The organism is Providencia sp. 2023EL-00965, from assembly GCF_033550225.1.
Classification (GTDB): domain Bacteria; phylum Pseudomonadota; class Gammaproteobacteria; order Enterobacterales; family Enterobacteriaceae; genus Providencia; species Providencia manganoxydans.
In genome coordinates this window covers 63,260-78,662 of the sequence record NZ_JAWUEH010000009.1, presented here as the reverse complement: position 1 = coordinate 78,662, position 15,403 = coordinate 63,260, and the positions used below count along the sequence as shown (strand labels likewise).

Below are 15,403 nucleotides of genomic sequence, written 5' to 3'. Positions count from 1 at the left end.
GACATTACTTGACCATGGGTAGATTTAAACCCTGCTGTTTTGCACAGTTGATTGCGATGTCATAGCCTGCATCAGCATGACGCATAACCCCTGTCGCTGGGTCATTATGTAAAACGCGGGCTAAGCGTTTATCTGCCGCATCGGTACCATCACAAACAATGACGACACCGGCATGCTGTGAAAAGCCCATACCGACACCACCACCATGATGCAAACTCACCCATGTCGCACCACCCGCGGTATTCAGTAGCGCGTTCAGCAGTGGCCAGTCAGACACGGCATCAGAGCCATCTTTCATGGCTTCCGTTTCGCGATGTGGACTCGCTACAGAGCCTGAATCTAGGTGATCTCGACCAATGACAATCGGACCTTTTAGTTCGCCATTTTTCACCATTTGGTTAAATGCACGACCTAACCTTTCGCGATCTTTGAGCCCTACCCAACAAATACGAGCTGGTAAGCCTTGGAATGCGATCCGCTCACGAGCCATATCCAGCCAGTTATGTAGATGCTTATCATCGGGGATCAGTTCTTTAACTTTTTGATCTGTTTTATAGATATCTTCAGGATCCCCTGAAAGTGCGACCCAACGGAACGGTCCGATACCTTCACAAAATAGAGGGCGAATATAAGCAGGAACAAAACCTGGGAAATCAAAGGCATTGGAGATACCTTCATCTTTTGCCATTTGACGAATATTGTTGCCATAATCGAAAGCCGCTGAACCACGTTGTTGCATGGTCAACATGGCATCAACCTGCACTGCCATACTTTTTTTCGCTGCTTTTGTCACTTCATTTGGTGCTGTTTGCTGCTTTTCACGCCATTGTTGCAGTGTCCAACCTTGTGGTAGGTAGCCATGAACAGGATCATGCGCACTTGTCTGATCTGTCACCGAATCAGGGGTGATATTGCGTTTCACCAATTCGCTGTATACATCAGCAGCATTGCCTAATAAACCAACGGATACAGGCTTACCATCACGCTTTGCTTCCTCGATATATTGCAACGCTTCATCTAATGAAGTGGCTTTTTTGTCGACATAACGAGTTCTTAAACGGAAATCGATGCGGCTTTCATCGCATTCAACCGCGATCATGCTAAAACCGGCCATAGTTGCGGCTAAAGGCTGTGCACCGCCCATGCCTCCTAATCCACCGGTTAAGATCCAACGGCCTGCTGGGTTGCCATTAAAATGTTGTTTTGCTAAAGAAACGAAAGTTTCATAGGTGCCTTGAACGATGCCCTGTGAGCCAATATAGATCCACGATCCCGCAGTCATTTGGCCATACATCATCAAGCCTTTTTTATCTAACTCATTAAAATGATCCCAATTTGCCCAATGTGGAACAATGTTTGAGTTAGCGATTAATACACGGGGTGCATCTGGATGAGTGGGAAAGACACCGACAGGCTTACCTGATTGCACCAATAAGGTCTGATCGTCTTCGAGAGTTTTCAGAACCTCTAGGATTTTGTCATAACATTGCCAATCACGCGCTGCACGACCAATACCACCGTACACCACTAAACTTTGTGGATGCTCAGCCACGTCGGGGTCTAAGTTGTTTTGGATCATGCGGTAAACTGCTTCTGTCAGCCAGCTTTTGCAGGTCTTCTCGCTACCATGCGGAGCACGAATAATACGTGTAGAGTCTGTACGGTTTAACATCTGCTATCCCCTTTCATTCAATTTAACTTTTTTACAACAATCAATGATATTTATGATTAGTCATTATTTTTTCACTGACTGATAACTGAGTAGCCATCTTTAGTTAATTAATTAAAATTCAATCAGTTAAACTTTTTAGCGCCTAATTTTATTATCATCATAATCTGTGTTGTTACTCATCTGACTCTAAATATATATACATTTAATTCACAAAGTATATACATTTAAATTTTAATTTTTGTACAAAAATTAGATAGAAAGGAGGGAGTGTACCTATACAACAATGGGTAACTTGCTATTTATTCAAAAGAAGATGTATATACAATTGATTTAATCTGTAGAAACAAGCAAATAGCTGAAATGAGAACTGCTTCACAATTAAAAGTGACCAGATATTATCGCCAGTGAGTATAGCCAGTTGTCTTTTTGTGATTTAAATGGCGGTAAAAGTATCTATTTATACAATTTTAGTGGTGGTATTTAAGGTATATATGCATCTAAAAGAATTAAATAAATAGGTGAGCTTGCTATGACAATAACCATTCCAGTAACATGTTCCAATCCGGCCATTAATTCTAATAGATTAAAAAAACCGGTTTGTGGATCAACCTCATTCATTAGCTCTGTTAATAATATTCAAAATAATAATAATTCCATATGGAAAAAACTAATATTGTTTATAAATGGAATTAGATTTAAATCTGACAGAAAAGCGAATGTTAATTTTATTGAAAGGCATTTCAAATTACCAGACTCATATAAAAAAGAGATATTTCATGATAAAAATACAACGTCAATAATGATAAAAAAAGAATATGAGAAATTTATACCTTCAGAAAATGAGATAAAAACTGGTGAAGATTTAGATCTTAAAAACCCAAAAAATGGATTCATTTATGACTCTAAATTATCTAAACAATTCAACCTTGATCTTCATCGAATGGATTATTTTCTATATACACCATATCGACAACCAGAACCCTATAAACTTGTAGATGCAAAACTTCTTACCGCAGAGTTTGGACGTAGAAATGCACAATTTATATCTCAATTTGCTCACCAAGGTTTTACAGCAGATCCATTGATTGCATTACAACCACTCATCAAAAATGATAATTATGTTATTAGTAATAGCATGATGGATAATGAACAAAGTATTAAACGACCTTTAATTTTTATAGAAAAAACCATGCAAGGGCATTGCATTGTCACTGCCAAAAAAACAATCAGGCTAATAAAAAAGGAGGATGGCGAAATATTAAAAGGGATGACGGTTTCAATAATAAGAAAAACATTTTTCATTAAAGGTAAAGATGGACTGTTTTTAGAAAATCATGATAAAAAAGATCAACTAGCATTCGTAATAACAAAAAAATACAGTTCAACGAATTCATGATAATATTTTTCAAAGGACATTAATATATTTTACATTAATGCCCTTCTCTTAATGATTAACCACCTAAATAAGCACTTCTTACCGCTTCATTCGCCAGTAATGCTTTACCACTATCTTCCAGTACAATATGCCCATTTTCAAGTACATAGCCCCTATCCGCTAATTTCAATGCCTGATTTGCATTTTGCTCAACCAGAAAGATCGTCATACCTTCCTCACGTAATTGCAAAATAGTATCGAAGATTTGCATGATAATGATCGGGGCTAGCCCCAATGATGGCTCATCAAGCAACAGCAATTCAGGTTGGCTCATCAGTGCACGACCAATCGCCAACATCTGTTGTTCGCCCCCTGACATGGTTCCTGAACGCTGACTACGACGTTCGTATAAACGAGGGAATAGCGTATACACACGTTCAATACGTTGCTGATATTGCTGACGATTAGCAAAAAAACCGCCCATCGCCAAATTCTCTTCAACCGTCATTCGTGAAAATACACGTCGCCCTTCAGGCACAATCGCAATATCTTCACGCATAATTTTTGCTGTAGGCAACTGAGTAATATCCACATCTCGATAAAGGATCTGCCCTTCAGAGGCGCGTGGATCACCACATAATGTACTTAGCAGAGTGGTTTTCCCTGCGCCATTAGCACCGATCAGGGTGACAATTTCGCCTTTTTGAATATTCAAACTGACCTGATGTAAGGCTTGGATTTTTCCATAATGGGCAGAAACTTGTTTAAACTCTAACATTAGTAAGCCTCCCCCAAATAAGCTTTGATAACATCAGGGTGCTGACGGATTTGCTCAGGCGTTCCATTCGCCAGTGGTGTTCCCTGATTAACCACATAAATACGATCTGAAATCCCCATCACCAACTTCATATCATGCTCAATCAATAAAATAGAAACTTGATGATGTGAACGTAATTCAGCAATTAATTCATCCAGATCGTTGGTTTCTTTTGGATTCAAACCTGCCGCAGGCTCATCTAACATCAAAATTTCAGGGCGAGTCACCATGCAACGAGCGATCTCTAAGCGACGTTGCTGACCATATGCTAAGTTACCTGCTTGACGGTTAGCAAACTGTAATAGATTAACGCGTTCAAGCCATTTAACGGCATTATCAATCGCTTCTGATTCTGCTCGACGAAATGCAGGTGTCTTTAATAAGCCAGAAAAAATACCACTTTTCAAATGTTGATGCTGCGCGACTAATAGGTTTTCAATCACCGTCATTTCTTTAAATAAGCGAACATGTTGAAAGGTTCTGATCACCCCCAGACGAGCAATTGCCTGCCCCGATAAGCCTTCCAAATGTTTTTCACGATAAATAATCGAGCCGCTAGTCGGTTTATAAAAACCGGTTAAGCAGTTGAAAATAGTGGTTTTACCAGCACCGTTCGGGCCAATCAAAGAGACGATTTCGCCTTGATTTAACGTCAATTCCACGTTATTCACTGCCAATAAGCCGCCAAAGCGCATCGACAAACCATTAACTTGTAATAGAGGGGTCATACTTTTTCCCCCTGATCCACTAATTGTTCTGTATTCTTCAATTTCATTTGACGACGTTTCATTGGCAATAGCCCTTGAGGGCGCCAAATCATCATTAAGACCATTAGAGCCCCCAACAACAACATGCTGTAGGCATTCAGATCACGCATCATCTCTCTTGAGACGACTAATATGATCGCAGCTAATATTACTGAGGTTTGCGATCCCATACCGCCAAGAACAACGATCGCTAATACAAATGCAGATTCAACAAAAGTGAATGACTCAGGGCTGATAAACCCTTGGCGAGCGGCAAATAGCGTGCCTGCAAAACCAGCAAAGGCAGCACTGATAGTGAATGCGGTCAGTTTAATTTTTGTGGGTGATAAACCTAAAGAACGGCAAGCTATCTCATCTTCTCGCAGAGCTTCCCAAGCACGCCCTAATGGCATACGCAGTAAACGGTTAATCACAAATAACGTTAACACTACCAATAATAGCGCAACGAAATACAAGAAAATAATGCGATCGCCCGCATTGTAATCAAGACCAAAGAAATTGTGGAAAGTGTCCCAACCGTCTTTTGCGTTACGACTAAATTCTAAACCGAAAAAGGTGGGTTTAGGCAGTTGGCTGATCCCATTTGGCCCCCCAGTAATTTCAGTATTATTGAGCAATAAAATACGCACAATTTCACCAAAACCTAGGGTTACAATCGCCAAATAATCTCCCCGTAATCGCAGCACTGGGAATCCTAGCAAAAAACCCGCTAATGCTGCGGTTAACCCTGCAATAGGTAAACTTTCCCAGAAGCCAAAACCGTAATAATGATTTAATAACGCAAATGTATAGGCGCCGATGGCATAGAAACCTGCATAACCTAAAACCAACAGACCCGAAAGACCCACCACCACGTTTAGCCCCAAACCTAACATTACATAGATTAATGTTAAGGTAGCTATATCCACACTGCCACGAGAAACAATGAATGGCCAAATAATTGCAGCAATAATAATAACAACAGCCAGAATCTTTTGCCTTGCCGTAGAGCCATCAAAATCTGGTATTGCCCATGATTTTTTAGGGACACCTTGCCATACTTTGGTTAATGAGGGTCGGACTAGCTGGAAAATAAAAATCACCGCAATACCCGCAAATATCCAATTCCAACGAACCGAATCAGCGCTAGACACCACGAGCTTAGTACCATCAAGGGTAAGCTGTAACCCCATCATAAAAACCGCTAAGATGAAGAACATCACCGAAGCAACAATGGCATTAATCCAATTTTCTTTTCTCATACTTTTTCGACCTCCGGACGACCCAGAATGCCGGTTGGCATGATCAACAGCACACCAATTAATAACCCAAATGACACAACGTCTTTATATTCAGTGCTTAAATAAGCCGATGTCATCGCCTCAGCAACACCGAGGATCAGACCACCTAACATGGCGCCAGGGATACTCCCAATTCCACCCAGTACCGCAGCGGTAAAGGCTTTCATTCCAGCCATAAACCCAATGTATGGGTTGATAACACCATAAAATTGCCCCAATAATACACCCGCAACAGCAGCCATTGCTGCACCGATGACAAAGGTTAAAGAAATGACGCGATCGGTGTTAATTCCTAGCAAACTCGCCATTTTTAAATCTTCAGCACATGCGCGGCATGCCCTACCCATCCGTGAATAACGAATAAATACCGTTAGCGCTAACATGGCTAGCAAAGTCACAACCCAAATAGTCAGCTGCATTTTGCTAATGGTCGCTTCGAAACCATCACTTTCACCTAATACCCATTGCCCTGTGATCAAACTCGGTAGTGCGAGATCACGGGAGCCTTGAGATAGGCTGACGTAGTTTTGTAGGAAAATTGACATCCCGATCGCGGAGATCAGCGCTATTAGTCTTTTTGAATGGCGAACTGGCCGATAAGCGACACGCTCAATACTCCAGCCATAAGAACTTGAAACAACAATTGCTGCCACAAATGCCGCAGCGATGAGGATCCATCCAACATCAATCCCTAACATCATCAGGCCGGCGATCACAATAAACGAAACATAGCTACCTATCATGTACACTTCGCCATGCGCAAAGTTAATCATACCTATAATGCCATAAACCATAGTATAGCCGATGGCAATCAGCGCATAGGTACTGCCTAGTGTTAAGCCATTAAGGAACTGTTGGATAAAATAAAGAATTTGATCTGACATAAGGCTATCCTTTCATACTACTATCCCTAAACAGAGTGCAGAAACCGGAAGCAGCATAGCTCACTTCCGGTTAGCGCCTGAATAGTAAGATTACTTCACCGCAGTGGATGTGCCATCTGCATGCCATTCGAATACACCAAACTCAAAACCTTTCAAGTCCCCATTAGGCTGCCAAGTCAATGTTCCCATTACAGTATCAACAGGATTGGCTTTTAGATCTTTAGCCAAATCTTCTGGTTCACGGCTCCCCGTACGCTCCATTGCCGTTGTCAGACCTTGGATTGCTGCATACGTTGTCCAAACGAATGGACCGGTTGGATCTTCTTTTTTAGCTTTGATCGCATCAACAATCGGTTGGTTTGTTGGTACTTGATCGTAGCGTTTAGGCAGCGTCACTAACATGCCCTCAGAGGCTTCGCCGGCAATATTCGACAGTGATGAGTTACCAACACCTTCAGGTCCCATAAAACGAATATTCAGACCTGATTGTTTTGCTTGGCGTAAAATTTGCCCCATTTCTGGGTAGTAACCACCAAAGTAGACGAAATCCACGTTCTCTTTTTTCAATTTCGCAACTAACGCAGAGAAGTCTTTATCACCTGCGGTCACACCTTCAAACATGACTTCTTTGACACCTGCTTTGTTCAAGTTTTCGCGCACAGAGCGCGCTAAGCCTTCACCGTACTGTTGTTTATCATGAACGACCGCAATACGTTTAGGTTTGACTTGATCCATTATATATTTCGCCGCTGTTGGTCCTTGGTCTGAATCCAAACCCGTAGTACGCATGATCATTTGATAACCACGCGTGGTTAAATCAGCATTAGTCGCAGCAGGGGTGATCATGATAACGCCTTCATCTTCATAGATATCAGATGCTGGCTGTGTTGAAGAAGAGCACAGGTGACCGATAACATAGCGGATACCATCGTTGATAACTTTGTTTGCCACGGCGACCGCTTGTTTTGGGTCACATGCGTCGTCATATTCCACCGCAACTAAGGTATCGCCATTAATACCGCCTTTTGCATTGATATCAGCAACCGCTTGGCGTGCCCCTGTAAATTCCATATCGCCATATTGAGCAACAGGACCTGACATAGCACCAACAACCGCGATTTTAATTTCTTTAGCCCATACCGCTTGGCTAAATGCCATCGCAATACATCCCGCTAATAATGCTTTATTCATTTGTTTCATTCGTCCGTCCCCATCTTTATGGTTCCGCATGATTCTGCGTGTTTGTGTTTGATTTGTTGTAGATTATTATAATTGGTATTAATCTATACTTTATATTTCAATGCATAGCCAATAAGACCATATATTTCATAACATTAAACAAGATAAATATGCTAAATAGCAAATGGATATGATAGATAATTACGTTATAAGCAGAATAAAAATCTAATGTTAATCGGTAGTTTTTGGCTAAATGCTAGTGTTATATTCTAGTTAAATTTAAATAAATCCGAGCTAAACTCGGAAGATCTCTTCAAGCCAAATTTTTAACTCTAAAATCTAAAAATCGGTTACAGATCACTCTGTCGGCAGGTGTGACTGAAAAATGAACGGGGAAACAGCTACAAATATCATGAAACTGACAATAATTCCTTTGGTGGATCCTACTGAACAACAATATCTTGACCTGTACAAAATCTGGACAGACCAGACCCGAAATCACGTCGATGATCTGCTTAAATCAGAACAAAAAATCTATGCGGCGCGTTTTAATGATCGCCTACTTGGTGCTGCAAAAGTGCAAATTAACCACCAACAAGGAATTATTAGCCACTTTTTAATACGTGAGATCACCCGCCGTCGTGGTGTAGGGCTTTATTTGCTGGATGAAATTTGTCGACAACAGCCCCAAGTCACGCATTGGCTGTTTAGTTTAGAAGACGTTACCGATACAAATAAAAATATACTCATACCGTTTTTATTAGCCTGCGGCTTTACGGAAACAGCAAATGAAAATCAATGGGAAAAGCGAGTTTAATTAGATGAAACTAAAACGGATCCATCATGTTGCCATCATTGCTTCTGATTACGCATTGAGTAAACATTTTTATTGCCAGATCTTAGGTATGCATTTATTGGAAGAACATTATCGAGTAGAGTCTGATTCGTGGAAGGCCGATTTAGCACTAGATAATCAGTATCAAATTGAATTGTTTAGTTTTCCAACGCCACCACCACGTCCAAGTTACCCCGAAGCTTGTGGCTTACGTCATTTGGCGTTTAGCGTTGATGATCTTGATAAGTGGATTGATTATTTGCGCCAACATGATGTGGCTTGTGAAGCACCACGAGTGGATCCCTATACACAAAAAAGATTTACCTTTTTTGCTGATCCTGATGGATTACCCCTAGAGCTATATAGTGAGTCATAAATAATTTCTGCATTTATTGCACCATAGTGATTGGTAACAATAAATGCAGGAGTAGATAGATTAAAAGAAGATTAGTATTCGTCTTCTTCGTCATCTTCCATAGCAGCACGCAATTTTTTCATTGCGTTTTTTTCTAGCTGGCGGACACGTTCAGCGGAAACACCATATTTGTCAGCCAGTTCTTGTAACGTCGTTTTATTATCATCATCCAACCAACGCGCGCGAATGATGTCTTGGCTACGTTCGTCTAATGAATCTAAAGCATCTGCAAGGCGATCTGTCGCATGGCTTTCCCAGTTATCTTCTTCGATAGAACCTGCAAAATCCGACGACTTATCTTGCAAGTACAGCACAGGCGCAACAGGCTGACCAAAATCACCGCTGTCATCATCGTCTGACATATCAAATGCCATGTCTTGCGCAGACATACGGGATTCCATTTCACGGACATCTTTTGTGCTAACACCCAGCTCTTTTGCCACCATATCTACTTCATCTTGATTAAACCAACCAAGACGTTTTTTGTTTTTTCTTAAGTTAAAAAACAGCTTACGTTGTGATTTAGTGGTTGCAACTTTAACAATACGCCAATTACGTAAGACGTATTCATGAATTTCAGCTTTGATCCAATGAACAGCGAAAGAAACTAAGCGAACGCCAACTTCTGGATTAAAGCGACGAACGGCCTTCATCAGGCCAATATTTCCTTCTTGAATGAGATCTGCCTGCGGTAAACCATAGCCTGCGTAGCTACGAGCCACATGGATCACAAAACGCAGGTGCGATAGGATCAGTTGTTTTGCCGCATCCAGATCACCATGGTAATGCAGCCGTTCAGCAAGTTCCTTTTCTTCCTCAGCGGTGAGCATAGGATAAGCATTAGCCGCCCGCATATAGGCTTCAATACTTCCTTGCGGAACAAGTGCTAATGATTGCATGTCTTTGGTCATTCAGATCCTCATTGAAAATAATAAAAAAGAGATTAATTCGATGTGATATACGAGATTAGTGAAACGTAGTTTAGCAGTTTTAGTGAGTCAAATAAATGACACTTACTATTATCGCAGCAAGTCAAAGTCAGACATTTTTAAAACTCAAAAGTTCCTACTGATATCGTTTTTTTATCGGCACAGTCGGTAAAGTTGACCGCTGTGCCGATAATACTATGATTACTCAGGCGTAAAATGGCGTAGATGCTGAACTGTTGCTAGCCACGCGGCCACCCAACCAATCATTGCTGACATAAGAATAACCAATAATGATTCTTCCCATAGCAGTCCTTCGATATGGAATTGTGTGCCAAAGACACTAGCAACTTGGGTCACAACATCGGATAACTTCCAAACCAATAGCGCTGACATAATCAGGGAGATCACTGCACCAAGTGCCCCCATTAGCAAGCCACCATGTAGGAATGGCCGCATAATAAATCCATCTGTCGCACCGATGAGTTTCATAACATTAATGGTATCTCGACGGGCAAAAATATTTAAACGTACACTATTACCAATAACAAGGAATAGCGACACAATCATTAAAATACCAATCACCGTCGCAATTTGCCCAACCAACTGAGTCAACGCCGCAAGTCGAGAGAACCAGCTGTCATCCATGCGTACTTCTTCAATTCCACTAACCTGACCGACTCGGTCACGTAAGGTGGTTAACACCTCTGAGCTTTGAAAATCAATTTTTGGTGTAATGATTGCCACAGCAGGTAATGGGTTTTCTTCTAACATATCAAGTGCGGTACTAAAACCCGACCAACTACGGAACTCGCTCATCGCTTGATCACGTGACAAGTAGTTTACGCTTTCAACCCCATCAAGGGCTTGCAGTTGATTAACCACATTTTGCCCACCTTGCTCATCAAGGGATTTATCTAAATAAACAGTAAGCTGAGGCGTCGGATACCATTGGTTTGCTGCTTGAGCAACGTTTTTCCAAACAATGTAACAAAGACTTGGTAAAGCTAAAGAAATTGCAATTACCATAACCGTCAAAAAGGTCGCTAGAGGCTGTCTTAGCATATCCGCAATCGTATTTAACCATGCATAACGCCATTGCTCACGCCAGCCACCTTTCAACGCTTTGGTTTTTGACTGCATTGGCCTTTCTGGTCTACCTTTGCGTACATTTTTAGCCATGTTGACCTCCGACCATTCTTCCTTCACTCAGGGTCAGTACACGGCAGTTACGTCGCTCAATCAATGCAATATCATGAGTCGCCATGAGCACCGTTACACCAACACGATTGAACTCTTCAAACAAACGCATGATCCCCTCAGACAATTCGCCATCAAGGTTACCCGTTGGTTCATCCGCTAATAACATCGTTGGTTTATTGACTACCGCACGGGCAATACCAACACGTTGTTGCTCACCGCCAGATAATTGTATTGGCAGGTTTTTTGCTTTATCAAGCAAACCAACTTTGTCCAAAGCCGCCGAAACTCGGCGACGAATATCTTCTGAACTCGCCCCTGAAATAATCAATGGCATCGCGACGTTGTCATAAACTGTTCTATCAAATAGCAGGTGATGATCTTGAAAAATCATCCCAATTTGCCTGCGCAAGAAAGGGATCTCCCGATTTTTCAATCGACTGATATCATGACCATTAAACAGTATATGCCCTGCACTTGGGCGCTCAATACCACAAATGAGTTTGAGTAGCGTACTTTTACCGGCACCTGAGTGCCCAGTTAAAAAAGCCATCTCTCCCGGTTGCAGATGAAAATCTACCCCCTGAAGAGCCTGCCGGCCACCACGATAAGCTTTACTGACATGTTCAAAGCGGATCATCGAAAATTATTCCTCTCGGGCAAATAGAGCCTCGATAAAGTCGTCTGCTTTAAATGGGCGCAAATCTTCAATTCCCTCACCAATACCGATATAACGAATAGGAATACCGAATTGATCAGCAATAGAGAAGATAACCCCACCTTTTGCTGTACCATCGAGCTTAGTCAATGTAATACCTGTCAGACCTACAGCATCATTAAAAAGTTTCGCCTGACTGACAGCATTTTGTCCAGTACTTGCATCTAAGGTTAGCATGATTTCATGCGGCGCTTCTTCGTCCAGTTTCTTCATGACTCGGACGATTTTTTTCAATTCTTCCATCAAGTGCGCTTTGTTTTGCAAGCGACCTGCGGTATCAGCGATAAGAACATCCACACCTTTTGCTTGTGCAGATTGAATGGCATCAAAAATCACAGATGCAGGATCGGCACCCGTATGTTGAGCGACAACAGGGATCTGATTACGCTCACCCCATACTTGTAATTGCTCAACCGCCGCAGCACGGAAAGTGTCTCCAGCCGCTAACATGACGCTTTTCCCTTCTGACTGATACTGGCGAGCTAATTTACCAATGGTGGTTGTTTTACCCACACCATTAACCCCAACCATAAGAATAACATAGGGTTTCTTGTCTTCAATAACCAGCGGTTTGTCCGCACCTGCTAAAATATCAGACATTTCTTCACGCAGACGACCATATAACGCTTCTGCATTTTTTAAATCTTTACGACTTGCATGTGCAGTTAGGTTATCAATGATCTTGCGCGTAGTTTCAACGCCAACATCGGCGATCAACAGCTGTTCTTCTAATTCATCAAACAGATCATCATCAATTTTTTTCCCCGTGAATAAACCAAGGAAACCTGAACCTAAATTTTGACGAGTTTTTAATAAACCTTTTTTCAAACGACTAAAGAAACCTTCTTTTTTCGGTTTCTCTTGTTCAACTTGCTTAGGCTCTTCCTCTTCGGTTTGTTCACTGAGAACTTCATCGCGTAATGCAACAATTTCTTGCGCTTCAAGCTCAGCTTGTTCCACAGCTTGGCGTTGGCGTTCAGCTTCTTCTTCCGCTACACGCGCCGCTTCCGCGGCTTGGCGGTCACGTTCCGCTTGCTCTGCTGCGGCTTTCGCTGCCGCCAGCTCTGCTTGACGTTGGCGCTCGGCTTCCTCTTCCGCTACACGTGCCGCTTCCGCGGCTTGGCGATCACGTTCCGCTTGCTCTGCTGCGGCTTTCGCTGCCGCCAGCTCTGCTTGACGTTGACGCTCGGCTTCTTCCGCTACACGCGCCGCTTCTGCGGCTTGGCGATCACGTTCCGCTTGCTCTGCTGCGGCTTTCGCTGCTGCCTGCTCTGCTTGACGTTGGCGTTCAGCTTCTTCTTCCGCTACACGCGCCGCTTCCGCAGCTTGGCGATCACGTTCGGCTTGCTCTGCTGCGGCTTTCGCTGCTGCCAGCTCTGCTTGACGTTGATGTTCAGCTTCTTCTGCTACACGCGCTGCTTCCGCGGCTTGGCGATCACGTTCCGCTTGCTCTGCTGCGGCTTTCGCTGCTGCCAGCTCTGCTTGACGTTGACGTTCAGCTTCTTCTTCTGCTACACGCGCTGCTTCCGCAGCTTGGCGATCACGTTCCGCTTGCTCTGCTGCGGCTTTCGCTGCCGCCAGCTCTGCTTGACGTTGACGTTCAGCTTCTTCTGCTACACGCGCCGCTTCCGCGGCTTGACGATCACGTTCGGCTTGCTCTGCTGCGGCTTTCGCTGCTGCCAGCTCTGCTTGACGTTGACGCTCGGCTTCTTCTGCTACACGCGCCGCTTCCGCGGCTTGGCGATCACGTTCCGCTTGTTCTTGCGCGGCTTTCTCAGCCGCCAGCTCTGCTTGACGTTGGCGTTCAGCTTCTTCTTGAGCTGCTTTTAACTCAGCTTGCTGTGCTTGATGTAAGCGCTCCGCCTCTTCTTCAGCTGCCTTAATTGCCGCTTGCTCTTGCGCTTGCTTCTCTTGATACTGGCGCTCGGCTTCATCTTCAGCTGCTTTGATGGCAGCTTCATTATCTTGTTGTTGCAGCTCATTCGCTTTAGCAGCATCTATTTTTTGTTGTTCTGCTTCTTGCTGTTGGGTCTCTTTTTCGTCTTTACGACCAAAACCCAACCATGAGAAAAAGCCTTTTTTCTTGTCTTTAGCCATCAGCCACTACACTCCTCGCGGTAAAAACATGGCGCTTAATAATTAAATCGCAATAAAATTACATGCAGTCTATCATTTCATCGCGCTGCAACACATATCTGAAAGAAAAATCATGACAATTTAATCTGATTTTTTAAGTAAAAACTGTGAAAATGACGCGCTACAATAGATATACTCTCAATAATTCAGGGTGCGGCTAGGCAACTGATGAACCAATCACTAGACGCATAGAACACTATGTCACTAGTGCGCATGAACGTAGTCACTCTACCTTAACGAAAAGTGCTACAACTTGAGGTATGGCGAGTATAACATCAATTTTTCGACGCTCAGTTACATTGAGCAGCAATGGATATTATGGCAAAAAAACCACAAAGTGCATCAATCGGTCAAATACGTATCATCGGTGGAAAATGGCGCGGAAGAAAGCTCCCTGTCCGCGATAGTGAGGGCTTACGCCCCACCACCGATAGAATTAAAGAAACCTTATTTAACTGGCTAATGCCTATTGTACGAGATGCGCGTTGCCTTGATTGCTTTGCGGGTAGTGGCTCACTGGGGTTTGAAGCCCTCTCTCGATTTGCTGATCATGTGACTTTTATTGAATTAGAGAAACAAAACAGCCAGTTACTCACTGAAAATAAAGCACGTTTGCAAGCAGATAACGCCACAATTGTACAAGGAAATAGCCTTGCAGTGCTTGCACAAACAGGCACCCCTTTTGATGTGGTGTTTATTGATCCCCCTTTTCGCAAGGGCTTACTACTCGAAACCATTCAACTATTAGAAAAAAATCAATGGTTAGCCGATGAAAGCTGGATATATGTAGAATCAGAAGCGGAGTCACCACTTACTAACATTCCAACAAATTGGCAGCTGCATCGTGAGAAAATTGCAGGCCAAGTCGCCTATCGTTTATTTATTCGTCATTCAATTGAGGAAACAAGCCATGCTAATTAATGCAGGCCGTGTGCTAATGATTTGTGTTTGGGCATTTATGGTATTCAATTTAATCCATCCATTTCCTAAGCCTCTGAAATATTTTATGGATATTGCGATGATCTTTATGATTTTCATGCATGCATTGCAGACTATCTTTTTAAAAGCTACCTTAGCCAAAGGCGAAAAATTATCAGGTTGGCTGCAAACACGTATTTTCTTTTTTGGCGTATTTGAGATGTTAGCCATGCAAAAGAAACAAAAACAAGCCATTGAAGACGCTAAGAAAAAACAATAAA

15 protein-coding genes are annotated in these 15,403 nt (G+C 42.7%); 5 read left to right on the top strand and 10 right to left on the bottom strand.

Annotated features, from left to right (window positions below):
* Positions 1–4: 4 nt before the first annotated feature.
* The gene (hutU, locus tag SC428_RS12560) at positions 5–1,672 is read right to left on the bottom strand and encodes a urocanate hydratase (protein WP_140180977.1); all 1,668 of its coding nucleotides are present in this window, start codon (positions 1,670–1,672) and stop codon (positions 5–7) included.
* Between the two features lie 529 nt (positions 1,673–2,201).
* Here hutU and SC428_RS12555 point away from each other — a divergent pair.
* A complete protein-coding gene (locus SC428_RS12555; RefSeq protein ID WP_318707905.1) occupies positions 2,202–3,068 on the top strand; it encodes a hypothetical protein in 867 nt (288 codons plus the stop codon).
* A gap of 55 nt (positions 3,069–3,123) precedes the next feature.
* Here the strand turns inward: SC428_RS12555 and livF are convergent, their stop codons facing one another.
* The 5 genes from livF to SC428_RS12530 all read right to left on the bottom strand — a co-directional run bounded on the left by livF (position 3,124) and on the right by SC428_RS12530 (position 7,995).
* Positions 3,124–3,825, bottom strand: coding sequence for a high-affinity branched-chain amino acid ABC transporter ATP-binding protein LivF (livF, locus tag SC428_RS12550; RefSeq protein ID WP_070928989.1), 702 nt, complete (start codon positions 3,823–3,825; stop codon positions 3,124–3,126).
* Positions 3,825–4,592, bottom strand: coding sequence for a high-affinity branched-chain amino acid ABC transporter ATP-binding protein LivG (gene livG, locus SC428_RS12545; RefSeq protein ID WP_070928990.1), 768 nt, complete (start codon positions 4,590–4,592; stop codon positions 3,825–3,827). Before livG ends, livF begins: the two co-directional genes overlap by 1 nt.
* Positions 4,589–5,872: a high-affinity branched-chain amino acid ABC transporter permease LivM gene (locus SC428_RS12540; protein WP_140180983.1), complete on the bottom strand. Its 1,284-nt coding sequence runs from the start codon at positions 5,870–5,872 to the stop codon at positions 4,589–4,591. Before SC428_RS12540 ends, livG begins: the two co-directional genes overlap by 4 nt.
* Positions 5,869–6,795, bottom strand: coding sequence for a high-affinity branched-chain amino acid ABC transporter permease LivH (livH, locus tag SC428_RS12535; protein ID WP_070928991.1), 927 nt, complete (start codon positions 6,793–6,795; stop codon positions 5,869–5,871). The genes SC428_RS12540 and livH overlap by 4 nt, the downstream gene beginning before the upstream one ends.
* A 90-nt stretch (positions 6,796–6,885) precedes the next feature.
* Positions 6,886–7,995 (bottom strand): branched-chain amino acid ABC transporter substrate-binding protein, encoded by a 1,110-nt coding sequence (locus SC428_RS12530; protein ID WP_070928992.1) that lies wholly within the window; start codon positions 7,993–7,995, stop codon positions 6,886–6,888.
* A 391-nt stretch (positions 7,996–8,386) separates the two neighbouring features.
* On the opposite strand from SC428_RS12530, the gene panM reads away from it, so the two are divergent.
* Together panM and SC428_RS12520 are read left to right on the top strand one after the other, a co-directional pair.
* Entirely contained in the window at positions 8,387–8,791 is a 405-nt protein-coding gene (gene panM / locus SC428_RS12525; RefSeq protein WP_070929023.1) for an aspartate 1-decarboxylase autocleavage activator PanM, read from the top strand.
* A 4-nt stretch (positions 8,792–8,795) separates the two neighbouring features.
* A complete protein-coding gene (locus SC428_RS12520; protein WP_318707904.1) occupies positions 8,796–9,185 on the top strand; it encodes a VOC family protein in 390 nt (129 codons plus the stop codon).
* A gap of 71 nt (positions 9,186–9,256) precedes the next feature.
* Here the strand turns inward: SC428_RS12520 and rpoH are convergent, their stop codons facing one another.
* The 4 genes from rpoH to ftsY all read right to left on the bottom strand — a co-directional run bounded on the left by rpoH (position 9,257) and on the right by ftsY (position 14,165).
* Positions 9,257–10,135: an RNA polymerase sigma factor RpoH gene (rpoH, locus tag SC428_RS12515; RefSeq protein WP_070928993.1), complete on the bottom strand. Its 879-nt coding sequence runs from the start codon at positions 10,133–10,135 to the stop codon at positions 9,257–9,259.
* Between the two features lie 219 nt (positions 10,136–10,354).
* Positions 10,355–11,332, bottom strand: coding sequence for a permease-like cell division protein FtsX (gene ftsX, locus SC428_RS12510; RefSeq protein WP_070928994.1), 978 nt, complete (start codon positions 11,330–11,332; stop codon positions 10,355–10,357).
* On the bottom strand, positions 11,325–11,990 hold the full coding sequence (gene ftsE / locus SC428_RS12505; protein WP_070928995.1) for a cell division ATP-binding protein FtsE: 666 nt from the start codon (positions 11,988–11,990) through the stop codon (positions 11,325–11,327). Before ftsE ends, ftsX begins: the two co-directional genes overlap by 8 nt.
* A 6-nt stretch (positions 11,991–11,996) precedes the next feature.
* Positions 11,997–14,165, bottom strand: coding sequence for a signal recognition particle-docking protein FtsY (ftsY, locus tag SC428_RS12500; RefSeq protein ID WP_318707903.1), 2,169 nt, complete (start codon positions 14,163–14,165; stop codon positions 11,997–11,999).
* Between the two features lie 357 nt (positions 14,166–14,522).
* Here ftsY and rsmD point away from each other — a divergent pair, with 357 nt between their 5' ends.
* Together rsmD and SC428_RS12490 are read left to right on the top strand one after the other, a co-directional pair.
* Positions 14,523–15,125, top strand: coding sequence for a 16S rRNA (guanine(966)-N(2))-methyltransferase (rsmD, locus tag SC428_RS12495; protein WP_175442546.1), 603 nt, complete (start codon positions 14,523–14,525; stop codon positions 15,123–15,125).
* Positions 15,115–15,402: a DUF1145 family protein gene (locus tag SC428_RS12490; protein WP_070928998.1), complete on the top strand. Its 288-nt coding sequence runs from the start codon at positions 15,115–15,117 to the stop codon at positions 15,400–15,402. Before rsmD ends, SC428_RS12490 begins: the two co-directional genes overlap by 11 nt.
* The last annotated feature ends 1 nt before the right edge of the window (position 15,403 follow it).